This window comes from Paenibacillus sp. GL_099_B (genome assembly GCF_057835695.1).
This window is the reverse complement of sequence record NZ_CM174430.1, coordinates 6803890-6828519: the sequence shown is the minus strand read 5'-3', so window position 1 is coordinate 6828519 and position 24630 is coordinate 6803890. Positions and strand designations below refer to the sequence as shown.

At 48.1% G+C, this 24630-nt stretch carries 19 protein-coding genes and 1 pseudogene; 17 read left to right on the top strand and 3 right to left on the bottom strand.

All coding sequences use genetic code 11. The features are described 5' to 3' along the window. Positions 1–11: 11 nt before the first annotated feature. Positions 12–812, bottom strand: a complete 801-nt coding sequence (locus tag AC3ITG_RS30970) for a class I SAM-dependent methyltransferase (RefSeq protein WP_489252322.1) — start codon at positions 810–812, stop codon at positions 12–14. A 272-nt stretch (positions 813–1084) separates the two neighbouring features. Here AC3ITG_RS30970 and AC3ITG_RS30965 point away from each other — a divergent pair, with 272 nt between their 5' ends. The 8 genes and pseudogenes from AC3ITG_RS30965 (at position 1085) to AC3ITG_RS30930 (ending at position 13225) form a co-directional block, all read left to right on the top strand. After that, positions 1085–1507, top strand: coding sequence for an SRPBCC family protein (locus tag AC3ITG_RS30965; protein ID WP_489252321.1), 423 nt, complete (start codon positions 1085–1087; stop codon positions 1505–1507). 214 nt (positions 1508–1721) lie between these two features. Then, on the top strand, positions 1722–4820 hold the full coding sequence (locus tag AC3ITG_RS30960) for a hybrid sensor histidine kinase/response regulator (protein WP_489252320.1): 3099 nt from the start codon (positions 1722–1724) through the stop codon (positions 4818–4820). 99 nt (positions 4821–4919) lie between these two features. Beyond that, the gene (locus AC3ITG_RS30955; protein ID WP_489252319.1) at positions 4920–6080 is read left to right on the top strand and encodes a response regulator; all 1161 of its coding nucleotides are present in this window, start codon (positions 4920–4922) and stop codon (positions 6078–6080) included. A gap of 26 nt (positions 6081–6106) precedes the next feature. After that, positions 6107–7447 carry a cryptochrome/photolyase family protein gene (locus tag AC3ITG_RS30950; protein WP_489252318.1) on the top strand — a complete coding sequence of 447 codons (1341 nt, stop codon included), beginning with the start codon at positions 6107–6109 and terminating at the stop codon, positions 7445–7447. A 256-nt stretch (positions 7448–7703) separates the two neighbouring features. Further along, positions 7704–8879 (top strand): acyltransferase, encoded by a 1176-nt coding sequence (locus tag AC3ITG_RS30945; protein ID WP_489252317.1) that lies wholly within the window; start codon positions 7704–7706, stop codon positions 8877–8879. Between the two features lie 1808 nt (positions 8880–10687). Then, positions 10688–11125: pseudogene (locus AC3ITG_RS30940) on the top strand (HNH endonuclease); the annotation flags it as partial. 277 nt (positions 11126–11402) lie between these two features. Next, positions 11403–12062 carry a TVP38/TMEM64 family protein gene (locus tag AC3ITG_RS30935; RefSeq protein ID WP_489252316.1) on the top strand — a complete coding sequence of 220 codons (660 nt, stop codon included), beginning with the start codon at positions 11403–11405 and terminating at the stop codon, positions 12060–12062. A gap of 89 nt (positions 12063–12151) precedes the next feature. Continuing rightward, complete coding sequence (locus AC3ITG_RS30930) at positions 12152–13225, top strand: DUF1835 domain-containing protein (RefSeq protein ID WP_489252315.1); 1074 nt, start codon at positions 12152–12154, stop codon at positions 13223–13225. 57 nt (positions 13226–13282) lie between these two features. Here AC3ITG_RS30930 and AC3ITG_RS30925 read toward each other — a convergent pair whose 3' ends face one another. Continuing rightward, on the bottom strand, positions 13283–13801 hold the full coding sequence (locus tag AC3ITG_RS30925; protein ID WP_489252314.1) for a cupin domain-containing protein: 519 nt from the start codon (positions 13799–13801) through the stop codon (positions 13283–13285). A gap of 148 nt (positions 13802–13949) precedes the next feature. On the opposite strand from AC3ITG_RS30925, the gene AC3ITG_RS30920 reads away from it, so the two are divergent. Then, positions 13950–14957: an NAD-dependent epimerase/dehydratase family protein gene (locus AC3ITG_RS30920; RefSeq protein ID WP_489252313.1), complete on the top strand. Its 1008-nt coding sequence runs from the start codon at positions 13950–13952 to the stop codon at positions 14955–14957. 160 nt (positions 14958–15117) lie between these two features. Here the strand turns inward: AC3ITG_RS30920 and AC3ITG_RS30915 are convergent, their stop codons facing one another. Continuing rightward, the gene (locus tag AC3ITG_RS30915) at positions 15118–15291 is read right to left on the bottom strand and encodes a CsbD family protein (protein ID WP_064506464.1); all 174 of its coding nucleotides are present in this window, start codon (positions 15289–15291) and stop codon (positions 15118–15120) included. A 191-nt stretch (positions 15292–15482) separates the two neighbouring features. Here AC3ITG_RS30915 and AC3ITG_RS30910 point away from each other — a divergent pair, with 191 nt between their 5' ends. The 8 genes from AC3ITG_RS30910 to AC3ITG_RS30875 all read left to right on the top strand — a co-directional run bounded on the left by AC3ITG_RS30910 (position 15483) and on the right by AC3ITG_RS30875 (position 24618). After that, positions 15483–16415, top strand: coding sequence for a hypothetical protein (locus AC3ITG_RS30910; RefSeq protein WP_489252312.1), 933 nt, complete (start codon positions 15483–15485; stop codon positions 16413–16415). A gap of 37 nt (positions 16416–16452) precedes the next feature. Then, on the top strand, positions 16453–18219 hold the full coding sequence (locus tag AC3ITG_RS30905; RefSeq protein ID WP_489252311.1) for an RNA polymerase sigma factor: 1767 nt from the start codon (positions 16453–16455) through the stop codon (positions 18217–18219). 710 nt (positions 18220–18929) lie between these two features. Beyond that, positions 18930–19376 (top strand): DUF1641 domain-containing protein, encoded by a 447-nt coding sequence (locus tag AC3ITG_RS30900; protein ID WP_113053123.1) that lies wholly within the window; start codon positions 18930–18932, stop codon positions 19374–19376. A gap of 23 nt (positions 19377–19399) precedes the next feature. Beyond that, positions 19400–20581 carry an NAD(P)/FAD-dependent oxidoreductase gene (locus AC3ITG_RS30895; RefSeq protein ID WP_413374077.1) on the top strand — a complete coding sequence of 394 codons (1182 nt, stop codon included), beginning with the start codon at positions 19400–19402 and terminating at the stop codon, positions 20579–20581. 340 nt (positions 20582–20921) lie between these two features. Beyond that, complete coding sequence (locus AC3ITG_RS30890) at positions 20922–21566, top strand: SDR family oxidoreductase (RefSeq protein ID WP_489252310.1); 645 nt, start codon at positions 20922–20924, stop codon at positions 21564–21566. 53 nt (positions 21567–21619) lie between these two features. After that, entirely contained in the window at positions 21620–22369 is a 750-nt protein-coding gene (locus AC3ITG_RS30885; RefSeq protein ID WP_413374079.1) for a response regulator transcription factor, read from the top strand. After that, positions 22366–23742: a sensor histidine kinase gene (locus tag AC3ITG_RS30880; protein WP_489252309.1), complete on the top strand. Its 1377-nt coding sequence runs from the start codon at positions 22366–22368 to the stop codon at positions 23740–23742. The genes AC3ITG_RS30885 and AC3ITG_RS30880 overlap by 4 nt, the downstream gene beginning before the upstream one ends. A gap of 105 nt (positions 23743–23847) precedes the next feature. Beyond that, positions 23848–24618 (top strand): PepSY domain-containing protein, encoded by a 771-nt coding sequence (locus AC3ITG_RS30875; RefSeq protein WP_489252308.1) that lies wholly within the window; start codon positions 23848–23850, stop codon positions 24616–24618. Positions 24619–24630: the final 12 nt, after the last annotated feature.

Here is a 24630-nt window from a genome sequence, read left to right as displayed (position 1 = left end):
TGCTCAACAGATTAGCTGTTTAGTGAAAGCACTTCCGAGGTCATCTCTCGTGTCGCTTCAAACACAAATTTCTGATCAGAACGCGAAGGTTCCTGCTCGGGATCGAAGTCTGCATATACAACAACGTCGACGAAACCGATCTGTTCCAGAATCATGCGCAGCTCCTCCACACCGTACCAACGTAATGCAAGCTGTTGCAGTTCCGTGGCTATGAGGGTGCCATGGCGCCACTTTTCATAGCGAATTAAACTTACTTTGTACTGCCGAAGCATATTGACTTCGATGTCTTTGCTCTCCATTGTAATCGTATCGCCATCCGGTAATTGAACAGTCGAGGTACCTGAGTAGTGTGAAGTCGTATTCGTTACATCGGGTAGAAAGAGGTCCAGCACAAGTCTTCCTCCCGGTTCCAGATGTTGATACAGATTACGCAGGGCCTTTATGGAAGCCTGTCTGTCTTGAATAAGCAGCAGTGAGCCTGCGGCGATGATAATGACTTCATACCGATAAGGAAGATCAAGTGTCTCCAGATCAGCAGCGAACAATTCAGGCATGGGCAATCCCCGCTTGGCGCAAAGAGCCCGGCATGAATCGAGCATATCCGTTGAATAATCAAGACCGTCTACGCTCAAACCAGCCTCAAGTAATGGAATCAGCATTCGACCTGAACCAGACATCGCTTCCAGGATGCGTCCATTGCAGTTCTTCAGAACATCACGGTAGAATTCAATATCGCCTCCAAGGGATTGGCCAACGGGTTTGGTGGCATTATAAACCTCTGTACATAACGGACCATAATAACTAAAAGACATTTAACGTTTCCTCCACAACATAATTAGAATAGAATGTTGAAGGGACTAGCTACGAAATGTTTATCCCTTCCGGCAACGGTTGGAATTGAATTTTTCAGAGCAGACTATCATAAGAATCACGCACCTTTTATGTAATATGTTCCAATTATAGGGTGGGTTTGAGAGTTGGTCAACAAAGCTCCTGCCGGAATATCTGTTATGATTAGAATATATTTGACACACATCATCTAATCTTGAACAATGAGTTATATCCATTTAGAAGGAGAGATATCATGGAATCTTCAAGTGCATTACCAGATATTCGGGAACAACTGTTGCTTCACGCACCTGCGGAGAAAGTGTGGGCGATTGTATCGACGTCGAAGGGATTGGAATCATGGTTTATGCCAAGCAATCTGGAGCCAGTGGAAGGGCATGAATTTATATTGGAAGCAGGACCCTTTGGTAAATCACCGTGCAAAGTCACGGAAGTTCAGCCGCTACATAAGCTGTCATTCCAATGGGGTAAGGACTGGACGCTTACGTTTGAACTGATGGAGCAAGGACAAGACACTGACTTTACATTGATTCACAGTGGTTGGGACGCGGACAAACTGACTGAATTTGGACAAGCTCATGCCATGGTTCGTGAACGGATGGAGCAGGGTTGGGCTGGAATTGTGCAGAAACTGGCTCAGGTCGTTGGACAAGCGTAAGGAAACGAGAAAGTAAAACAGATAGTCAACAAATTCAAAAAGTCACGGGTCTTACTCCGGTCTGCATTCCGGTAGCTGAGCCTGTGGCTTTTTTGGCGTTAAAATATCATGTAAGAACTATTTCCGTCAGCAACAGAAACGTGTAACATGGAGTTATAGGTATAAAACGACAAAATTAGACGTCTCTCGCCATGGGGGCGGAAGGATTACATAGATGAGAAAACACTGGATTATACTTACCATTAGCTTTATATGTATTGTTGTCTTTCCTCTGGGATCCATTGTACAAACGTTAATTATCGAGCGCGGCAACCCTCATGCGAGGGATGGGGTCATGGACCTGACCAGCTGGAACTTCGACAGGCATGGGGCTGCATCCCTGAATGGTACGTGGGATTTCTATCCGGGTCAATTGTTGACGCCCGTTGATTTTGAGGCGGATGTATCCGGACGCAAGCTGCTTTCCAAACCTCTACCTATCCATGTTCCATCCCGATGGAATGGGACTCTTGGAGAGGCGCACGGGTATGGGACCTATCATCTGCGTGTTCGAATTCCCCAGAGATTAGAGAAGAACGATTACGGAATTCGCACTCAAAATATCCGTATGGCTCATCGTTTATTTATAGATGGTAAAGAGATTGGCGGCAAAGGGCTGCCAGGTACAACTCGAAATAACGATATTCAGCTCAATTTGCCTTTTACGGGATTTACCTCCATAGAAGGTGACGTTGCAGATATTATCATTCAGGTATCTAATTACAGCTACTCGTCTGGCGGCATTATTGCATCCATTTTGTTTGGAGACGAGCACAGTATTCTGAAGAGCCAACAGCAGGACTGGCTCAAGGATCTGATGACACTTTTCGGATTTATTTTACCAGCGGCCTTCTTCCTGATGCTCTTCCGGCTGCGGCGCAGTGAAAAAGAGCTTCGGTATCTGGGATTATTCAGCCTGTCCGGTGCGATGTATGCATTAACTCATGGAGAGAAGTTGCTGGGAACCCTGTTACCGTTCTTACCGAATAATGATATTCTGCGGCTGCAATTAATCAGTGCAGCTCTTGCGTATTATTTCTTGCTCCGTTATATGGATGCACTGGTACCTGGAGCGGTCCATCAATGGTTTGTTCGCTTGGGTGTGGTTCTGGTAATAGTCCAATGCGTGGTAGGCCTTACATTGTCTCCTGTTCTGTTCTCAATGCTGGAGCTGCCCATGCTGCTGATTTCACTCGTGGTGATTGGTTACACGCTGCGAGCCATGCTCCATTGGCTGAAAAATCGACCGAATGACGGTCATTTTGTCCTGATGAGCATGATGAGTATATTTATGGTGGTTGTGCTGCACACCGTTGGTGCTTTCACCACCGTGGATACGACATTTTTAGCACTGTATGAGCTTCTGTTATTTGTGTTTGCACAGATGATTCTAACAGCGATTCGGTTCGCACAATCATTCCGTGAAGTTGAAGCGTTGTCTGAGCGTTTGCTTGCCATCGACAGCCTCAAGGATGAGTTTATGGCGAATACGTCCCATGAACTGAGAACCCCCCTGCATGGCATCATTAATATTGCTCAATCGATGCTGGAAGGGGCAGCAGGAGCGGTCACACCCAAGCAGGCCAAAAATCTGTCTATGATCACCTCAACTGGAAAGCGGCTTTCACTGCTGGTAAACGATATTCTGGATTTTTCTAAGCTCAAAAATGGTGAAATTGAATTAAAACGGGGGGCTGTGGACCTCGAATCAGTTGCCCGAACGGTCGTTGAAGTCTCTGGTTTTACCTTTGAAGACAAACCGGTTGTGCTGATTCAGCAATGGCCTCCAGCGTTTCCGTTGGTTGAAGCGGACGAGGATCGCCTAAGGCAGATTCTGTACAACCTGCTGGGCAATGCGTATAAGTACACGAAGCAGGGGGAGATTCGTCTCTATGCTCGTGTGGATGGAGCTATGGTGACGGTATCTGTCGCCGATACAGGTGTTGGTATCACCCCAGATAAACTGGAAGACATATTTCAGTCTTACGAACAGGGCAACGGAACAAGTGAGAGGGTTAACGGGGGAACTGGTCTTGGACTGAGTATCACTCGCAAACTGGTCGAGCTTGGGGGAGGAACCATCTGGGTAGAATCGGAGCCAGGTGAAGGTTCGATCTTTCATTTTACCCTGCCTATTGTGCAGCTTCCTTTGCTGCAAGCGAGTTCGAGGCCTGTTGCAGCCCAATATGTATCTACCCAAGAAAGAAGAGCGCAGGATACGGCAGCAGCAATGGATTGGGATGAGACGGATGATATTCTGGAAGCAGAACACACCATTCTGATTGTGGACGATGATCCTGTGAATCGACAGGTATTGTTCAATCTGTTATCAACGGAAAGTTACCGTGTCATTGCAGCCGATAGCGGGACAGCAGCATTGAAGCTTCGTGAAGAACACCCTTCCATTGATCTTGTCATTACAGACTGGATGATGCCGCAAATGTCCGGGCTTGAGCTGTGTCGCAAGCTGCGTGAGAACAGTTCCTTGTCCGAGTTGCCCATTCTAATGCTGACAGCTCGCGGGCTGCCTGAGGATATCAAAATGGGATTCCAGGCAGGAGCAAATGATTTTCTGAGCAAACCTGTGGATGCAGGTGAACTGCGTGCAAGAGTACGGACGTTAATTGAGATGCGTACCTCGGTACAGGAGGTTGTTCGTACGGAAATGGCTTTCTTGCAGGCCCAGATCAAACCGCACTTTCTATATAACGCACTCAACGTCATTATTGCAACGTGTGCCGTCAATCCGGATAAAGCGACCGATTTGCTTATTGAACTGAGTCACTACCTGCGGGGGAGTTTTGACTTCCAGAACCGCGACCAACTGGTTCCGCTGGCGAAGGAACTGGAGTTGGTGGAGTCCTATGTACATCTGGAACAAGCACGGTTCGAGGAGCGTTTGGTGGTCCATTATGATATCGACCCAGATGTGCGTCTTTACCTGCCACCACTCAGTATTCAACCACTTGTGGAGAATGCGATTCGTCACGGGGTGATGGAGCGTGCTGCAGGCGGCACGGTTAACCTTGGCATTACCAGGGAAGATGAGCACATCGTCATTGTGGTACAGGATGATGGAGTAGGCATACCTCCTGAGCGTTTGGCTCAGGTAAGTTCAGGGCGAACCGAAGGTCCTGGAGGTGTAGGTCTACAGAATATTAATCGACGCTTGTTGTCTTTATATGGTCAAGGGCTGGAGATTCAGAGTCATTCGGGGAAAGGAACGCTAATACGGTTTCGCATACCTGTGGAGAAGAAAAATGGTTCCAAATAATGGGCCGAGTTGGGCGGATTTGGTTAACAGACTATTAAGCGGGTGCCAAGATAACCGGTATTCCCATTGAATAATTCACGGCAGGAGGCTGGAAGAGCGATGAAAGCCATTGTAATCGATGATGAGAAACCGGCGCAGCTTCATCTGGAGCGCCTGTTACGATCGGATGGGCGGATTACACCCGTGCAGTGTTTTTCAACAGCCCGTTCCGGTCTTGATTTTCTGGCAAAAGAGCGTGTAGACGTAGTGTTTCTGGACATTGGCATGCCGGAAATGAATGGACTGGAAGCGGCTGAATATATTCAGCAATTGGACAGCAGTATTCGTATTATATTTATAACGGCTTACGCGGATCATGCGGTTGAAGCCTTTGAACTTCAGGCGCTGGATTATGTGCTGAAGCCGGTAAGTTCAGCGAGGCTTGGCAAAACGATCGATCGCATTGCCGCAGGGATGATAGCCTCATCCCCTCAGGTTGCTGCAACTGCTGAGGTTCTGGAATCTGAGGCTGTGGAGTTGGATACCCGTGTGCCTGGATTGCTTACTTTTAAACATCTGGATATCTACAGAAGTCTGGATCAGGAAGCACAGAAGCACAAGTGGCGTACAGCCAAATCGCAAGAACTGTTTGCTTTTTTGTTTCACCATAGAGGGGATTGGGTAAGCAAAGAGATTCTGCTCGATAAGTTGTGGGCGGATGTCTCGCAAGAGAAAGGTTTAACGCATCTGCATACTTCCGTTTATCAGATCCGCAAACTGCTGAAGGAATGGAACATGACGGGTAAGCTGGAATACAACATGAACCGCTATCGTTTGTTATCGGGTAATCTGGTGAGTGATGTAGAGCAATTCGAGCAAGGTATGGCATATGCTACCGTTACGTCAGACAATGTCGATCAACTGCGGGATATCGTCCCGCTCTACCGTGGTGATTATCTGGAGGAGCATGATTATCGCTGGGCTCAAGCCAAAGCTAGAGATCTGAGAGGTAAATATGTAGGACTGGTTATGGATATCGCCGAATGGGACATGCAGCATGGACGGGGCAAAGAGGCGATGGAGCAGTTGAACGAACTACAGGAACGGGAGCCATATGCCGAAGAGATTTGCCGATTAATGATGAGAGTAAGTGCAACCATGGGTGATCAACAAGCCATACTCAGAATATATCATTCATTTACGTTGACCCTGCTTGAAGAACTTGGACATCAACCGGAGCAGGAGACAATCAGGCTGTATGAAGATTTAATGGAAAAGTAGGCAGAAGTTCAGCAGGAGGATGAAGCATGAAGTTATTCATACATCGCAAAGATTTGCGTATAGATGATCTAGTCGCATTCGATTATTTGCGGAACCAGGATGCAGAGAGTCTGCATGTGCTCATCTATGATCCATTTCTGCTGCGGCAAGGTCGCGAAGAGGAACATAGCGGAGTGAACTTTCTACAGCATGCTGCTGAGCTTGGTAAGCGGTATCGCGAGTCAGGCTGCAAGCTGCACGTTCTTTATGGCAAACCAGCTGAGGTGATTGAACATATCCTCGATCGGATACAAAGTCGTATAGATGAAGTTGTAGTTCATCGGGATATGACGCCATATGCAATCGAGCGTGATCGTGGAATATGTAAGGTAACGGAGGCACGAGAAGTCACGTTTACGCAGCTGACGGATCATTTGCTTATGGACCTGAAGGGGTTCGCTGATTATACGGGTAAGTCCGAGCCTTACAAAGTATTTGCTGCCTTCCACCGACGCTGGGTGGAATTCATGAATGAGCATCCTAATCCAGCTTCAACCACTACGGTTGCGGATGTGCAGGTCAGTGATCAGCAGATAGAATGGCCGGAGACCTTCCAGGTGCCACCTCAATTGCTGTCATATGATGTATCGGATTTGGAGGAACCTCATCAATTGTTGGATGGTTTTTTATCTGACAGAATTGCCGATTACGGAGACCATCGGGATGAATATGAAGCTTATGAATCAAGTCGGCTCAGTTCTTATGTAGCTGTGGGGGCTGTTTCCATCCGTAAGATGTACGATGCTGCAAAACGCACGGAGCATTCGGATGAATGGATCAGACAATTGTGCTTCCGCGACTTCTATCTGTATCGGGCCGTATATGAGAGTCATTATTTTACATATGAAAAAGTTTATGATCTGTCGGCGCTCAGTGAGGTTCACTTCGAACAGTGGTGTAAGGCCGAAACGGGCATTCCGATTATCGATGCAGCCATGACGGAACTGAATGAGACTGGACATATGCCGAATCGGCTTCGTATTCTGACCGCGATGTTCCTTACCAAAAATCTGCGATGCCCGTTCACGCTGGGTGAAGCGTATTTCAGACGCAAGCTTCGTGACTATGACAATATTCAAAACCGGGGCAACTGGCTGTGGTGTGCATCACTTGGCGAGAATGCAGCTCCATACTTTCGGGTGAACAATCCGGTGACACAGTCAGAGAAGTATGATCCCCAAGGGGATTACATCCGCAAATGGCTGCCTGACTTGAAGGATTTGCATAGCAAAGAGATTCATCAGCCTCGGCAGGGTGCAATTGTGGATCTGAAAGTCTCAAGACAATCGGCTATTGAGGTCTATAAACAAATTCTGGCCAGTCGTTAGCGATGAAGTTTACCATTTTCATCCCAGTGAACCAACAATATTTTGGACAGATTCGAAACATGCTTACAGGCCGCGTCATAGCGGTCTTTTTTACATATATAGACATGAAAAAACTGTGAAACATGTTGAAAATTTAGGAACTTTTAAGAATTTGGACTACCCATCTTAAGCTTTATGCTTTTTAATAGATAGTGAGCTTATCGTATTAAGTCATCTTAGACATATCAACGAAACATATTAAGGAGAAACGCTAATTATGAGTGAAACTATCAAAAGAGAGCGAATCCCAGAGCTGAATCTGGTACGGGCAATGGCTATCATCGGTGTGCTGTGTGTGCATTCCACTTCATACGCGACGGTGGACATGACAGGTTCAGGGTATTACTGGCTGTACAATTTTATTAATATTTTTATGAAATATGGTACACCAACGTTTATTTTCATGAGCAGTTTTGTACTGTTCTATAACTATTATTCTCGCCCGCTAGATAAGAAGCTGGTCAGCAACTTTTACAAAAAAAGATTTGTTTACATTTTACTTCCGTATTTCTTATTTTCATTAATGTATTTTGTAATCCTGCACTTCACCCATTATCAGGGCCGTCCGTTCGGTGAATCAGCAGTAAGTTTCATAACGAAACTGTTCACGGGCAAGGCGTATACGCATCTGTACTTTGTATTTATCAACATGCAATTTTATCTGTTATTCCCGTTGGTATTGTGGCTTCTTAAGAAATATCCCTCAGTCGTCAAATGGTCGGTACCGATTGGGTTGCTCATTCAGTGGGCATTTATCGTAAGTAATAAATATGGCTTCCAGGTGCCGAACAAGGGAAGTTGGGCATTTTCGTACTTTTCCTACTTCATGCTGGGTGCTTTTATCGGAGTATATTTTCCGAAGATTAAACAATGGTTTGTCATTAGTCGGGAAAATGCAACCAAGGCTCGTGTAGTTTCATGGATTTTGCTGTGGGCGGTATGGATTTTTGCCGGACTCGGCCATGTATATATTTATTATCTGTTGCGCCTGAAGATTGCGACGTATAACACGCTGTGGTACGAGTTTTTCTGGAATCTGCATACGTTCGCCTGTGCGCTGGTGCTCATTCAGATTGCGTACCTGCTTTATCGTAAAGGACCATCGCTGGTCGTTAAGCCACTCAATCGGCTTGGGGCATTGTCCTTTGGTATTTATCTGATTCATCCATTCTTCCTCTTGGTCTATCGGAATTACCCACCACAAACCGGGGTTTCCTGGCTGATTCACCTATGGTACGCGGGAGGTTTTGGTGTGGCGTTGATCGCATCTTGGATTGTGGTTGGACTCACTGCAAGATTCGTTCCATTTGCATGGGTGATTTTCGGCAATTTGCCAAAACCAAAGCCTCGTCTGGTACCGCAACAAAACTCGGGACAACTCGACGTTCGTTAAAATATTTATGCCAATACAGGAATAATAAACCGTTTCTTGGTCGACCATTAGGGTTGAGCGGGGAACGGTTTTTTGATTGCGGATTTGATTCATATATGGGGAACGGATGTTTCTTTTTCATACGCGAAGGGTAATGAGAAGGCGGAACACATTTTAAATAATTTAAAAGTCTAATCTAGGTTTGAATAAAAAATACACATTAACAGAGAGGGCAGAAAAAACCTGAAGAAGCGTAGCTAAAAGCTTTCTGAAAGAAAGCTGCATCGGAAGCATATGCTGCCCCTTTAGCACCGGATTTCACCATTCAAAAAGGGGATTAAAGAAATCTGGGGGTAACAGCGATCGGAAGGTTGTTCTGCCAGTGTAGTAAAACAGTGTAAATTCATTTATTCAATGGATGTATTGACTTTTAAGAACAGGATTAAGGTGAGAACAATGACAACATGTGAACAATGCGGGAAACCGATGCAAGATATATTGGAATACGTGGAACACATCCTTCACGAATGCGTGGGGCAGACCCAGGAGTACAAGACAAAAGACTATGGGACATCTGGCTATGAGTGTGTTGGCGAGCAGATGTGATACAATAGAAAGAAACCGGATTCATACGGAACCGAGGTGACAACATGGAGATGGGCTCGGCCCCTTTCCGGCAGGAAATGACGGAACATGAAGCGCAACTGACCAAGACATGTATGTACTGCGGGCAAAAGCGACCTTTGTCCGAATTCCGACGAAGAACCGGAAAGCGGGCTGGCCCTGGAGCCAGACGTGGCGCTTGTCGCTACTGTCGTCAGCTCGGTGGACAAGCGGATAACAATAACAACTCACTCCGGCCTGAGGATGAGGCGGTAAAGAGTCATAAAGGTGCTGGGACTGCCCGACCTTCTGCACCTGCAAGTCATACAGCAGAACGGAGCGTCGATCCAGCAATTGGTACGCCTTCTGTTGCTGCTGCTTCAGAAGGACACGGCGAGTCACAGCCGCCGGTAGGGTCATCTTCTTCGATGGAAGGTGAAACGGCTGAATTCGTTGCTTCTTCAACTGTCTCTTCGCCTTCGGGCAACCGCAAGAAGAGGAGAAGGAGGAGAAAGGCGAAGCGCCCAGAGCTGCAGTCGGGTAATGAGCAAACGGAATCGCTCTCCCGAACTGAGGTGGAGAGCGAGACTGTAGATCAGCCGCAGACGGGGGCTGATCTGCAAGACAGGGATTCGCAGGTGATTACAGCGAATGCTGATCCATCTGCGAAGCGTGCCCGCGCGCGTATAGCCGCTGGCACGGATCAGGCCGCCGAGCAGGAGATTGCGGCGGCCAAGGCTCTGCTGCCAGCTAAGCCGCAAGGCCCGGCAGCAGAGCCAGGGGCTGCGGATCAGCCGACCGCAGCCAAGCGCAAACGCAAGCGGCGCCGCAAACGTGCTGCCGCGCTGCCGTCCGGCGCAGGACAGGCCCGCAGCATAGCTGAGGCCAGTGCGCCGAACCTGAGCGACCGTGGCGATGCCTCGGTCGCCGGACCCCCAGCAGCGGCCGCACAGCCTGCCGCTGCTGCAAAGCCTGTGCCCGGCCAGGCGCTGGGCACGGCCATGGAGGCTGCGCCTCCTGCACCCGGGCGGCAGCCAGGCTCGCCCGGGTCGAAGCCGCGCCCGGCACGCAAGGAGCGTGCGCCTAAGGCGGGCGGCGAAGACACAGCCCGCGCCGGATCATCCGGGCAGCGGGCGCCAGCGCATTCCAGCCGCAGTCACGGGGCTGGAACGGAAAGCCGTCCCCGCCGTCATACTCCGCCGGTGCCTGTAGCGATTGACCCGGAAGATCCGGCATCGCTTCGGACGAACCGGCAAGGCATGGTACGCATGCGGGGTAAGACGGACAAAGGGCGGCGCTGGCATCAGGAAGTGGATATGGAGCTGGCGGTCACGCTGGTCAAGGAAAAAGCCGCTGTTGTAGTTAATCGGTACACGATCCGCCGATTGTTTAGCAACAAGGATTTCAAACGGTTTATTTTGACCCGTGATAACTATACCTGTTACTTCTGTGGCTCGTATGGAGATACGATTGACCATCTTCTGCCGCGAGCCAAAGGTGGGCATACCACTCCACTTAACTGTGTCTGCGCCTGCAATCTGTGCAATCAGTCCAAAGCAGCGATGGATGCTGAAGAATTCATGCGTTCCGGTATTCCCGAGTGGAATGCTGCACATCAGGAAGAGCTGAATGAATTGGCAATGCAGGAAGCTCAACTAGAATAAACGGTTAGGCGAAATACTGCCCTAAGCTTGTTCACCAATGGTTTCAAGCGGGTATCCGATATATAGAGCACACCAAGACTGAACAGGTCCGGGTGTGCTTTTTTGTTTTTCAGCGTGGCTGGTGAAATTTCTTCAAATTGACAACGGTACAGCGCTCATATGTACGTTATACTGGGGAGAAGTGAGTCGTGAAACTTCACATCGGTTTACCAGATGTATTTTATAATGGGCACCACATCTTTAGAAAATTTGAACTGTATAGATTGGAGGGAAGCAGATGACCCCGGCATCTTTGGACATCATGTCCTATATTACGGAAGAGAATATTCGTTTTTGGCTGGAGAAGTTTCGCTCCCTGGGCCCTTTACCGGGAATTTTGCTTACCTTTATGAAATCATTCGTGCCCCCGCTGCCTACACTGCTCATTGTTGGGGTTAACGGAGCAGTGTACGGGCTATGGGCAGGATTCTTATATTCATGGATCGGGATGGTACTCGGATGTACCGTTACATTCCTGATTGTACGAGAGATTGGAAAATCGGCTTTTGTGGAACGTTGGGCCAATAAACCACGTGTGCAGCGCAGTATGGTATGGATTCGGCGGAATGCGTTCAGTTATGTATTTTTGCTGAGTATATTTCCAGTGGGACCGTTCGTGATTATCAATGTTGCGGCAGGTATCGCGCGGATGAGATTAACGTCCTTCCTGCTTGCGGTGAGTTTTGGTAAAGCCATTATGATCTTCTGTGTGACGTATATCGGTTCGAATGTAGCTCAGTTTATGGAACACCCTGTGCGGTGGGGCGGCGTTTTGTTGTTTATTGCTGCATCCCTGTGGGCAAGTCGGAAGCTGGAGCGGCACTTCACCCGTTCGTCATCCAATCGTGAGGAAATGAATGATCTGAGTCACTCATCTGGAAAGTCTATTTCGTCGTAAACTTCCGATGATACACCTACGTACGTTCGATTTTGAATGAGTTTAGTCGGAGAGGACCATCTGTTCAGACTGTTTAGAGGGGGATAAACATGATTGACAATGTCTTTGATTTTGATAAGGAGCTGCACCTTATGAATGAGGATGAGCTGCGCTCCTTATTGCGTTTGCTTTATCTTAGCGCAGATATGGCAGTCAGTGTTCAGTCAGCGGAAGAACATTCGGTTCATTTTGCAACGGAAATTCAGTTGATATTTAATACATTGGATGAGAATCGGAACCGGGAGAAAGCGGAGCAACAGGCATTAAAGGCACAGAAACCACATGAAATTCATATAGCGATTGGTGAATCGCCGCTAGGTAGCATTAAGGTTGCAATGGGCAAGGTTCCAGGTCGCTCGGAGCGGCGGTTTTTCTCTATGAATGACTACTATGCCATCGGTCCCTTGGGGGATTTGACGAACAAGGCGGATCTACACCGCAGGCACCTCTGGCTACTTGAGAAATTCTATTGGAATGAGCATGGAAGTTATGCCGTCCAAGGCATGGATGAGCTGATTCAATTAAACAACATGTTGAGTTCGATTGATGAAGATACACGAATCAACATCTGGTATGCGAATAATGCTCATGAGAGAACGGGGCTTTTATATGCGATGCATTTGCTGCGTAACAGACTGGGACCTATCTATTTGATCGAGACAACTGCATTATATCAGGAACTATTCAAACCTTCTGAAGTTCAGCATGATGTTCTTAGAACAGGTGAAATTTTTTCTGAGAAGTTGTTAGCAATGTGGCAACACTGTGTGAATGCTGAACCGTTATCTTTGGAGAAACGCAAAAACATGGAGCAAGAGTGGGTGGATTTGGCTGTACAGCCAGGGCTTTTGCGCTTAATGAAGGATGGCAAGATTCAGAGCGTGCCCGAAGACGCGATCGATGAGTACATTATGCAGAAGGCCAGAGAGCTTACGCTAAACAGACAGCCTGGCGAGTTTATAAAATCAGCCCGCGTCGTAGGTGAGGTGCTGGGCCATCTCGAACAAGCTGTCGGAGACGCATTCATTGAATACCGTGTTCGACAGTTGATCATACAAGGACAGCTTGAGATGGAAGGAAATCCACATGCCATGCGATTCTACAGTGTGAGGCTCCCACAGTGACCGAAATATGGACTGTTCCCGGTAGTTTTTTTATTCCGGAGCAGTCCATTTATTCTTTCATGTCTTATTCTGATTCCATAACTCCAATAGTGGCCCCTCTTGCCCATAGACCGGATCGGTATGAGGGATGGGAACCTCCTGAATTTCACGCAGAACTTTGGGACGCTCTCCCGGTTCACCCGTTCGGGTATTATAGCTCATGCCACCTGGGTAGGCCCCTGCAATGCAGAAATCCATGCTCGCACTCAGCCGCTTATGTCCGGTTCCCGCAGGTAGTACGACGACATCCCCTGCCTGAAGGCGCACAACCTTTCCTTGTTCCCCACCAAGGATGAGCTCAACCCAACCGCTCACCACTGCAAGTACTTCATGAGCATTGCTGTGATAATGATGATAATCAAACACACCGTTAATCCAGCTGTTTCCCCATCCGTTTTGGTTCAGTAACGACTCTGCACGCGCGGAATTTGTTGACCAAATTCCTTTATACAGAAGTACAGGCAGACTCGGATGATTGGGGATCACACCATCGTCCTGGAATAACATCGTTTGTACATTGTTCATGTCCTCTTTCATCGTAAATATCACCTCTCTATGGCATTACCCGTTTATTTCTGGAGAAGAACAAAAAACAATTGTAAAATGATACAAAATGTATCACTTTAAGGTTATAATCAGATCATAGACTCTCTTCAGTGAACTTGTTGTATTAATCCAAGGGGGAATGTGCTTGAATATTGTCATTACAGGGGCTTCTGGATTTGTAGGATTTAACCTTTCTCAGTATTTGGCGCAAAAGGGCCATCGAATCACCCTGGTGGACCAGGATGATTATTGTCAGAGGCTTGTTCACAGCTCTCCACTTCATGAGATGACCTTTATCTGTTGTGATCTCGCGAAGGACAGATTCAGCTTGCCGCACGAAACAGACTATATTATTCATCTGGCAGCGATGCCACACGTAGATTATTCGTATCATCACCCCGGAGAAGTGTTTCGTAACAACACCCTCAGTACACAAGCCATTCTGCAATACGCTTCCGATCACCATATTCCCGTGGTGCTGGCTTCATCCGTTGAGGTATACGGAGGGGAGATGGGCAGAGTGTATCACGAATCCGATGAATATGCTCCGGTATCTCCATACTCCGCTTCCAAAGTAGCCTGTGAGATGCTCGCACGATCCTACGCTCAATGTTACCAGCTTCCTGTAAAAATATTTCGTTTAACCAATCTCTATGGACCTTGGCAGTTGCCGGACCGGATTATCCCGCGTAATTTTGGCCGAATGATGGACGGCCTTCCTCTGGATATTCAGGGATCAGCTGTACGTGATTTTCTGTATGTGGATGATGCGCTGCGAGCGATTGAACAGATTATGCTGAATGGACAAGATCAGCAGATCTATAACATTTCGACAGGGCAAGGAACGACCATGCAAGAGATCGGGGATCATTTGCAACAATTGCATACTTCTAATGGAACGGCTGAGATTCGGGAGCAGGAGCCCACCCAGTCCAGAGGTTCGAGTCTGGTCGTTCACTCTGGAAAGTTACGATCAGAGACCGGATGGTTCCCCCAAACGACCCTGGAGCAGGGACTGGAGCAGACCTTTCGATGGTATCAGGAACATCCCGAATGGGTAAGACAATTCAGCCGTGAATACCACACGACAAGAGAGGCACGCAGTTTTATTATCGATATGGCGAGATATGCAGTTCCGGCTATCTAAATAGGACAAAAAAAGCCAGGGAAGGGTGTAGTGAATAACACCTTCCTTGGCTTTTTTGCGCCCCCGTCGAATCCCGGCTTTCAACCGGTATGGACGGTCGGGCAATGGACCTATATTTACTGCACGCATCGTCGTGCGTGTTCACGTTTAACGAATGGATCTAGTGATGTTTTTTTACATCAGCAATTTTGTCCTGCACAGCACCTTTGGCCTTGTCTTTTTTGCCCTCAGCCTGAAGGGATCTGTTGTTAGTTGCATTACCGATCTGATCCTTCACTTCGCCTTTGGCCTTGTTTACGCCTGCTTTGATTTTATCGCTAGTTGAATTACTCATATCGAGCATCTCCTTCGTTTCTGGTGTAGTCCTTATTAACCGGGATATCCGCATTCTAAACGTTCGCTATTTCATGCGGGCAGAAATTTGTTCTGGATATTCTGTCAGAAATGTTCTGTACGAAGAGTCAGTATAAGTATAGGCATTGCATAATCGCGTGCTTCATTAAAGGAATGAGAGGATGTTATGATATGAGCAATTATATTGGAAATGGAGCGTATTGCTACGCTAATTCAGCTTCAATGCTGCTGTCGTCCATTGGAGAAAAGGTTGACCCGAGTTTCCTTGAAGCTATAGGTGGCTTTTCCCTGGGAGCTTTCCGCACGCAGGAAGACCTTCTCTTTTTTGATAACTGTACCTCTAGTCCTGATCTGGCCATCAGCAAGGCGATGAGCATTCTGGGATTTAGTGTGCGCGAAAGTGTGCAATCACGGGGTACAGAGATGCCTGTAGATGAGCTAAGGGAGGCTTTGAAGCAGGGTCCTGTGATGATGGGCCCGCTGGATATGGGCAAACTCGTCTACAATCCCAACTCTCCCAACCTGGGTGGTTGCGATCATTATGTAGTGGCGTTGAGCATGGAGGGCGATGAGATATGCCTGCATGACCCGGCTGGATTCCCGAATGTCTTCCTGACACTGAATACACTTGAGGAAGCATGGAAGTCTGAATTCCCGTGGAGTAGCGGTGTGTATCGACGATGGTGGAGTCCAGAACGTATTGAACAGCCTGATCTGGAGGAGATTAACCGCCGCGCTTTTACTTGGTTCAAATCAACCCTTACAAAACAGATCCATGATACTGCTGCACAGGAAGGACGAACCGGAGCTTCAGCGATTCTGCATAAGGCGGAACAAGTTCGTGCTGGAGCAATCGATGGTAGTGAGTGGGCTCATTATGTGTATTTTGCTCTGCCAGTAGGCGCGCGTCGTGCCCATGATTATGGCTTGTTTTTTAAAACAATCCATCCTGACCTTTCTGCTTTGAAGTACGCACAATCCCGCCAATTCGGGGAATGCCAATCCCGTCTTGTCTCCCGGAACTGGGAGGCTGCTGCGACAATCATGGTGGCACTCGCGGAGACGGAAGCCATGATTGAAGCTGCTATTTTGAAGATGGAGTGATGTAAGTGAAGCAAGGCTATGAGAAAGGGAGATACACATGGACGGATTAGCTGACAATTGCCATATCGGGCCATGGGAAGATGAGACATTCGAGGATCGGCAAAAGGAGCCGGACATTGCGCTTATCCAACGAGCCCAAACTGGGGATACAGAGGCTTTTGGTGAGTTGATTCACCGTTACCGCGGGCAATTGTTCCGTTATGTGCGAGCACTTACGCATGATTCTTATCTCGCAGAAGACATTTTACAGGATGGGCTTATTCGTGCGTTCATTCATATGAGACAGCTTCAGAATGCCGACCGATTTATGGCCTGGATGCAGCGCATTGTGCGTAATCAGGCGTACTCACATATGCAACGCCGAGAGCAGCAGCGGGAACAACACTTTTCTTCGTTCCTTGCATTTGGAGCCGATGATGCCTCATGGAGCGATCAAGACTCGCTCGACATGACGCTGAACCATCTTTTGAATGACACCGATCGGAGATCGCAGGAAACAGGCTATGATCCGTATCAAGCTGTTGCTCAGCAGGAGATGAGGAACAATCTCCACAAGCTGCTGGGTTGTCTGAATGAGAGAGAGCAACAGGTCTTCACATCGTATTGGATGGAGCAGCTGTCACCGCAAGAAATTGCCTGCAAATTCAATCTGACGAGTGCCAATGTGTATCAAATTCTGTCCCGTTCACGTAAAAAAGTGTCGCAGCTTCATATTCATTTATCTGTAGAAGAAATGCTAGCAGAGTGGAATTCACTCGGGCAAAATCGAGTGATTCTGGAGGAACCCCTTTCTTTTCGTGCTCCCCAAACCTGGAACTCGGCAGCAGCATCCATTCACGAGATGTTAGGTTATATCGGTTCATCTCCATCTCTCCCCATGGTTATGGGGATGAGTGGACTTTCTTTTCGTCTGACCATCCTGCCTCAGGACATACATATCGCTGGACCCACCGCCTATAACTTCAAAGAGGTGCTTACCAGAGGATTGCACCATATGGGTTATCGTTCCCATGCGGTTGAGGCTTTGGCGAGCGAAGCGGGGCTCAATGCCAATCTGGTCGATCCTTCGATGCTAGAGGAGAAAGCGAAAGGGAAAAGGTTGCTAAATCCAAGGCTAGTTCGGGCCCTCTCCCTGATTCGTTACTCCATTCATCGGGGAATTCCGGCCGTAGTATGGGACCTGAATATTCCCGAATTCGGATTGATCTATGGCTATGATGATGCAGTTCGAATCTTATACGGTACAGATTTCATTAAATCAGGAACAATTCCCTATGATCATGTAGGGCGGGGTGTGAATCAGGAAGTATTTGTACTGGCAGCGGAATCAGATGGCATGATACGAGAAATGGACCTGCGCGCAGCACTGACAGCTGTTTTGGCTCATTATCGTGGGGAGGACCCGTATACCTTGCCGAACACAGTCAGTGGTCTGGCTGCTTATGCGGTCTGGAGAAAAGCCCTAGAATATAGACGGGTAGAACCGAACGGTCATGCCTATAACATTGCGGTTTTGTGGGATGCAAGACGTTATGCAAGTGAGTTTTTCAAAGAACTTTCTGTAAAGTGGGCTTCGACTCCCCGCTATTCCAGCTTGATTCCATTCTGTCTTCAGGCGGAAGAGTTATATCGAAACATGTCCCAAAGGTTAAACATGCTCAAGCAGTGTTTTCCTTTTCCAGATGGAGGACTGCCTAATGAGAAGCTTCATGCAGATCAGGCTATCTCAATACTTCTGGAGGTGGAGGAATTGGAGCGAGCCGCTGTCGTTGTAATAGAAGCATTGCTTGAAGGAATGGCTTAATATTCCCCAGCAATAAGTTGTGGGCGACCCGAATGTAACAATCAGATCGGGCGAATAGTGAAACAAACATCAGGAGGCAGGACGAACCGTCAGGCCTTCTTTGTGTCTTTTTTGCTTTCATGCCAGGATAGGTTCATACTTGGACAAGAAATGATGTTATTTCAGGAATAAGGCTGCACCCCTAGCTGCATAATAACGACAGTGACCAATTTCGTTGCATGAAATTCATGGTTTTGGAAAACAATTCCTGAAAATTTAGTTGGAAAAATCCTTCCTTGTGTACATATCGCACATATGGTCATATGTGATCTTGTCTTCATACCACATGTGGTATGATTACGGATCTGGGACAGGAGAATAATCGAGTTTAACCCGACCACAATGCTTGACAAAAAAATCGATTTTGTTACAATGTTCACAATATCTTCACAAGTGTAAAAAATTTCTTTTTCATGTTCATGTGTAAGAGGTGTAATATAGGGGTATAGAGTTCGGTTTCGGCCTGCTTGTCGTTTTGCGTCAACACATGTTGTCCGCAATAGACCCAAGATACAATACACGATGTGGGAACGGCCCATGGGCTATGCTCATTCTATTGTGTGAAATTTGGTACATTTAGTTGTATTGGATGTATTTGTGGTTCGGCTCTGCTTGACAGGCATCATGAAAGTCGCGGACTTCTATCCCAAAGTAAAGGAGGACTTTCTCTTATGTCACAATCGCCTACTCAACAAGAGGTGCCGGTTACAGAAGGTGCCGACGTTTCCCAACGCCAGTCCTTGGACGTACTGGATCAACTGATGAAGCCTGAGGTACAGGAGTCTCTGACCGTTCTGGTGGAGAACCTGCCTAAACTGGCTGAAATGGTCACTGCTATGACCAAAGCTTATGACTTTGCACAAAGCGTAGCTACAGACAAAGTTCTGATCAGCGACACAATGAGCGCAATGGGCGAGTTTGCTAAACCTGTTGTAGACAAAGCTAAAGGTGTAGCTTCTGCTGCCATCGAAGCAAGTGATCGTGCGCAAGCCGAGCAAACTTCGGTTGGTTTGTTCGCTATGCTCAAAATGCTTAAAGATCCAAACGTACAACAAACGCTGCGTTTTGCTCAATCATTCCTGAGCATCCTGAACGAGCGTGGGCAACAGCAACGTTAAGATTAGAAGAACGGAGGATGGATATGTCGAAGCAAATTTTGATCTTGGGCGGAGGTTACGGTGGTCTGTTGACTGCGCTGACTGCGCGTCAATACCTGACACCGGAAGAAGCGACTATTACAGTCGTGAACCGTTACCCTACGCACCAAATTATTACGGAACTGCACCGTCTTGCAGCAGGAAGCATTGCTGAAAAAGCAGTTGCCCTTCCACTCGAAAAATTGCTGAGTGGTAAAAATGTGAACTTGAAAATCGATACGGTGGATACAATCAAGCCGGATGAGAAAAAAGTTCTCATGACCAGCGGTTCTACTTACTCTTACGATGCACTCGTTGTTGCCTTGGGCAGTGAAACGGCATTCTTCGGAATTCCGGGATTGCAGGAGTATAGCTTCACGCTGAAATCCGTTAGCGATGCTAACCGCATTCGTGCACACGTAGAAGCGCGCCTTGAAGCATACAAACAGTCCGGCAACAAAGCAGACGCTACGTTTGTTATTGGTGGCGGTGGTTTGACTGGTATCGAGCTTGTTGGTGAATTCGCTGACCTGATTCCAGCTATTTGCCAAGAAAAAGGTATCGACTTCAAAGATGTTTCCCTGCACACGGTTGAAGCAGGTCCTTCCATCCTGGCAGGATTCCCGCCAGAACTGGTTGAGCGTGCAAAATCCAGCTTGGAAAAACGTGGCGTTAACTTCATCGTTGGCGTAGCGATTACCGAAATGAAAGAAAATGAAGTTCTGCTGAAAGACGGAAGCTCGATCCCTACGAACACACTCGTATGGACAGGCGGCGTTCAAGGTAATGCAGTTGTTGCCAACAGCGGAATTGAAGTGGATCGTGGCCGTGCGAAAGTTACGGAAGTACTGCAATCCACATCCCATAAAGACGTGTTTGTTGCTGGTGACAGCGCAGTGGTCTTCCCTAGCGAAGGCGCTCGTCCATACCCTCCAACAGCACAATTGGCTTGGCAAATGGGTGAAACGATTGGTCACAACTTGGGCGTAATGTTCAAAGGTGGCGCAATGGAATCCTTCACACCAGTATTCTCCGGTACACTGGGAAGTCTGGGTCGTAAGGATGCTGTCGGCATGATCGGTGGCAACCAGACTCGTCTGAAAGGTCTGCCAGCAACCATGATGAAAGAAGCAAGTAACATCCGTTACCTTGCTCATATTCACGGTTTGTTTGCACTGGCTTACTAATACCTGTACGCCATGCAGCAAAAAGGTACCCCTCTTGGGGTGCCTTTTTTTTATTTTAACCAGCATCGGTTGGCATAGGGACTAAGTTCCTTGAAGTGAAATGAGGAAGTATAACCGTTGTTATCAGAGATGTTTTGAAGAAAAAAGTGCTCGGTATAACCGTATAGGGTGTATGGTATATTAAAGGAAAGACGTGTTTTCCGCATCTTGCCAGATGCGCTGAACGGTAGTAATACATAGCAGCCGGCGCTTAGAAGCGTCGGCTTTCGTTTAAATTAAAGACATGTCTGTTTTATAAAAAACTAGCTTATAAAAAGGGAAACCGAGAGGAGAATGACATATGAACGTATTAGTAATTGGAGCGAACGGACAAATCGGCAAATTTCTGGTGCAGCAACTGGCGCAGGAAGGGAAACATCAGGTTACCGCGATGATTCGCAAACCGGAGCAGGCAGACGCATTGAAGCAGCTTGGTGCCAATGTCGTGATTGGCGATTTGGAAGGCAGCGTTGATGATCTGGCCGAGGCAATGAAAGATCACAATGCAATTGTATTTACAGCGGGTTCCGGTGGATCTACGGGCGAAGACAAAACATTGCTCATTGATCTCGATGGTGCAGTGAAAACAATGGAGGCGGCACAGCAGCAGGGAATTACCAGATATATTTTGGTCAGTGCGTTTGGGGCAGATCAACGGGAGAAATGGTCGGATGCCATTAAGCCGTATTACGTGGCGAAGCATTATGCAGATCGGGCGTTGTTCGCAAGTGATCTGAATTACACCATTATCCGTCCTGGTGGTTTGAAAAATGAGCCTGGCACCGGCAAAATCTCTGTAGGAACAAATCTGAAACCGGGAAGTATTCCACGTGAAGATGTGGCTCGTGTAATCGCTGCTTCCCTCCAGGAGGAGAAGACGTATCGAATGGCTTTTGATCTGATCGCCGGGGATGACTTGGTAGAGGATGCCTTAGGTAAATTGTAATTCATATTGTAATATAACGGGAGAATGGAAGACGGAATGAGGGGGAGCTCTGCATGAATGAAGCCGTGCTGGTGATCGAGGATGAGCCCAAAATTGCACGCCTGCTTGAACTGGAATTACAGTATGAGGGGTATCAGGTAGGCAAGGCAGGCAGCGGAACGGAAGGGCTGGAGATGTATGTGGACGGGCAATGGGATCTGATTCTGCTGGATATTATGCTGCCGGGTCTGAGTGGGATTGAAGTGTTGCGACGGATACGTGCCAAAGATGCGACCGTGCCTATTCTGATGCTCACAGCCAAAGACTCTGTGGAAGACAAAGTATCCGGACTCGATCTCGGAGCCAACGATTACATTACTAAGCCGTTCCGTATTGAAGAACTGCTCGCGAGAGTACGCGCTGCACTGCGCCTGAGTGCTGCATCGGCTGCTGCCCATTCTTCCTCTTCGGTCACACGGGATACGGCGCAATTACCCGAGCACACATCGGAAAATGAGACAGGCTGGCTCACCGCAGGCGGATTGAAGCTGAATGAAGGAACCCGTGAGATATCCCGGGATGGTCAACCGATTGAGCTTACCCCGCGTGAGTTCGATCTATTGGTGTATCTGCTGCAAAACCAGCGCCAGGTGCTCAGCCGGGACCAGATTGTCCAAGCCGTATGGGGATACGATTATTATGGAGATACCAATGTGGTGGATGTGTATATCCGTTATGTGCGCAAAAAAGTCGATAACGGATTCACACCACCCTTAATACATACCGTTCGGGGTGTTGGTTACGTCCTGAAGGAGCAAGTATGAGTCTGCGCAGCAAAATTTACGGATACTCGTCCGTATTGTTCGCCGTGCTGCTGATTGCCGTCAACCTGTCGGTATATATCGTGTTTGAACGGATGTCGATCGATAACGAGATCAAGCGGGTAGAGGCTGAGGCCGAGTCTATTGTAAAAGGAGTGCGTCAGTCTGCCGGCTCCATTCCGCCGGACGACTTGCTCCGGGCCTACGCGCCGCTGGACGGCATGCTGCGGATCGTTAATGAAGACGGCACCAGCTCCCCGCCGGTGACGACATCCGCAGAGGAGCAGCTGAGCAAGCTATCCTACAAGTACGAAAGCGAAAAAAAATCCGAGTACACCCAAGTTGAGCAAATCGGTTATGTCTGGGTCTCTGTTCCAGTGATCTGGCCGGACGGAGAAGTGGTGAATCTACAAGTCACCGAGAGCATTGAGGATACCGAGAATCGCCTGTCTGTGCTTCGTACGGTTCTTGTTGCTGTGACCATTATCGCGCTGATTCCGGCCATCATCTCCAGCCGTATTCTGGCGAACCGGATGACAAGGCCGATTCAGCAGATGACACGAACGATGAGTGATATCCAGTCGAGCGGCCAGTTCAAGCGACTTCCGCTCGATGAAAAATCCAAGGATGAGCTGAAAACGATGGGACAGACGTTCAACCGTATGATGGATCTGCTTGAATCCAACTTCGAGCGGCAGGAGCGCTTTGTTTCTGATGCTTCTCATGAACTGAAAACGCCACTTACCATCATTGAAAGTTATGCCAGCTTGCTGCAACGACGAGGTAAGGAACGACCCGAAGTATTCGACGAGGCAGTGGAAGCCATTCTGTCCGAATCTGTGCGCATGCGGGAGATGACCGAGCAGCTGCTATTGCTGGCAAAGCAGCCAGAGCAGTGGAATGTGCAGCTGGAGCGGGTTGATATCACCCGGCTTGCGCTGGATTCCACACGTGCATTTCGCGAAGCTTATCATCGGGAAGTCCACTGCGATGACCCAGGCAGGATATGGGCGATTAGCGATGTGAGCAAGCTGAAGCAGCTGCTTTTTATTTTGCTGGACAATGCTCGTAAATATAGTGAGGATGCCATTGAAGTCCGGCTGGAGGCAAAGGGGCAGGAATGTCGGATACGTATTGTGGATAAGGGAATCGGTATGCGGGAAGAGGAACTGTCCAAGGTGTTTGACCGTTTCTATCGTGTTGATCAGGCCAGAACACGTAGCAGCGGAGCAAGCGGTTCGGGCTTGGGACTTTCCCTGGCCAAAGATATCGCAGAAGCCGTGGACGCACGTATTGAATTGAACAGCACCGAGGGCAGAGGAACCGAGGCTTCGATTATTTTGCCCACATCCGTACAGTACGGGTCACTCTCATGAAAATCTCATTCTTCTCTTATATACTGGTGAACACGGTACAATTTCGGATCATAAGAGAGTGCATAAGGGGGAACCATGATGGAAGAGCATGAGAGGCGTCCGGAAATGAAATGGGAAAAACAACGACGCAAAGGATGGGCAAAGCCGAGACGTTCATTTTGGTGGGGTGTGGGGCTACTGGCTCTCCTTGTCGTTATAGTGGTCATGTGGTGGAAGCCGTGGCAATCAGACCGTGTGATGTTAACAGCAGATGCAGCCGCCCAATCGGTCTTGGATCAATATCCGGGAGAAATCGTGAATTCCACGTTGAAGGACGGAACCTATATCATGCAGCTCCGCTCAGAAACCGGACTGTATGACGTACAAGTTGATGCGGTTACGGCAACCGTAAATTCCATTAAACGGTTGCAGTCCAACCCACAAGCCGAGGAGAAGACGTTATGGAGCCGGGAACAAATCAAGACGGAATTGCTGAAACAAACGGATGCCGAACTGGTGTCGCTTGAACTTGTCGAGCAGCAGGGAATCCCGGTGTATTTGGCGGTATTTAAGATGAAGGACAATACTCGGGAGCAATGGACCATTGATCCGTATACCGGAGAGAAACAGTCTTCAAATACGCTGGAATCCTCTTCACCCGACCCGACGACAGGGGAAGGCACCAAGACTTCATTTCTGAGCGAGAAAGAAGCAGAGCAGAAGGCGCTGGCTAGGATTCCTGGTGAAGTGGATGATATCGAACTCCGTGGAACGAATAGTGGCAATCCGTATTATCTGGTTGAAATTGACCTGGAAGACGGCCGTGAGGCCATTGTGCAGGTGAATGCCATTTCAGGCGCGATTCGTTCGGTCACTTGGGATGATGACGAAGATTAAAGGTATAGAAGC

What these genes read in the sequence shown, in the direction of transcription:
- AC3ITG_RS30965 (WP_489252321.1), top strand. Translation starts at nt 1,085, where the DNA reads ATGGAATCTTCAAGTGCATTACCAGATATTCGGGAACAACTGTTGCTT.
- AC3ITG_RS30885 (WP_413374079.1), top strand. Translation starts at nt 21,620, where the DNA reads ATGAATGAAGCCGTGCTGGTGATCGAGGATGAGCCCAAAATTGCACGC.
- AC3ITG_RS30970 (WP_489252322.1), bottom strand. Translation starts at nt 812, where the DNA reads ATGTCTTTTAGTTATTATGGTCCGTTATGTACAGAGGTTTATAATGCC.
- AC3ITG_RS30905 (WP_489252311.1), top strand. Translation starts at nt 16,453, where the DNA reads ATGGACGGATTAGCTGACAATTGCCATATCGGGCCATGGGAAGATGAG.
- AC3ITG_RS30955 (WP_489252319.1), top strand. Translation starts at nt 4,920, where the DNA reads ATGAAAGCCATTGTAATCGATGATGAGAAACCGGCGCAGCTTCATCTG.
- AC3ITG_RS30960 (WP_489252320.1), top strand. Translation starts at nt 1,722, where the DNA reads ATGAGAAAACACTGGATTATACTTACCATTAGCTTTATATGTATTGTT.
- AC3ITG_RS30915 (WP_064506464.1), bottom strand. Translation starts at nt 15,291, where the DNA reads ATGAGTAATTCAACTAGCGATAAAATCAAAGCAGGCGTAAACAAGGCC.
- AC3ITG_RS30945 (WP_489252317.1), top strand. Translation starts at nt 7,704, where the DNA reads ATGAGTGAAACTATCAAAAGAGAGCGAATCCCAGAGCTGAATCTGGTA.
- AC3ITG_RS30880 (WP_489252309.1), top strand. Translation starts at nt 22,366, where the DNA reads ATGAGTCTGCGCAGCAAAATTTACGGATACTCGTCCGTATTGTTCGCC.
- AC3ITG_RS30875 (WP_489252308.1), top strand. Translation starts at nt 23,848, where the DNA reads ATGAAATGGGAAAAACAACGACGCAAAGGATGGGCAAAGCCGAGACGT.
- AC3ITG_RS30895 (WP_413374077.1), top strand. Translation starts at nt 19,400, where the DNA reads ATGTCGAAGCAAATTTTGATCTTGGGCGGAGGTTACGGTGGTCTGTTG.
- AC3ITG_RS30920 (WP_489252313.1), top strand. Translation starts at nt 13,950, where the DNA reads ATGTGCTTGAATATTGTCATTACAGGGGCTTCTGGATTTGTAGGATTT.
- AC3ITG_RS30935 (WP_489252316.1), top strand. Translation starts at nt 11,403, where the DNA reads ATGACCCCGGCATCTTTGGACATCATGTCCTATATTACGGAAGAGAAT.
- AC3ITG_RS30900 (WP_113053123.1), top strand. Translation starts at nt 18,930, where the DNA reads ATGTCACAATCGCCTACTCAACAAGAGGTGCCGGTTACAGAAGGTGCC.
- AC3ITG_RS30910 (WP_489252312.1), top strand. Translation starts at nt 15,483, where the DNA reads ATGAGCAATTATATTGGAAATGGAGCGTATTGCTACGCTAATTCAGCT.
- AC3ITG_RS30890 (WP_489252310.1), top strand. Translation starts at nt 20,922, where the DNA reads ATGAACGTATTAGTAATTGGAGCGAACGGACAAATCGGCAAATTTCTG.
- AC3ITG_RS30950 (WP_489252318.1), top strand. Translation starts at nt 6,107, where the DNA reads ATGAAGTTATTCATACATCGCAAAGATTTGCGTATAGATGATCTAGTC.
- AC3ITG_RS30930 (WP_489252315.1), top strand. Translation starts at nt 12,152, where the DNA reads ATGATTGACAATGTCTTTGATTTTGATAAGGAGCTGCACCTTATGAAT.
- AC3ITG_RS30925 (WP_489252314.1), bottom strand. Translation starts at nt 13,801, where the DNA reads ATGAAAGAGGACATGAACAATGTACAAACGATGTTATTCCAGGACGAT.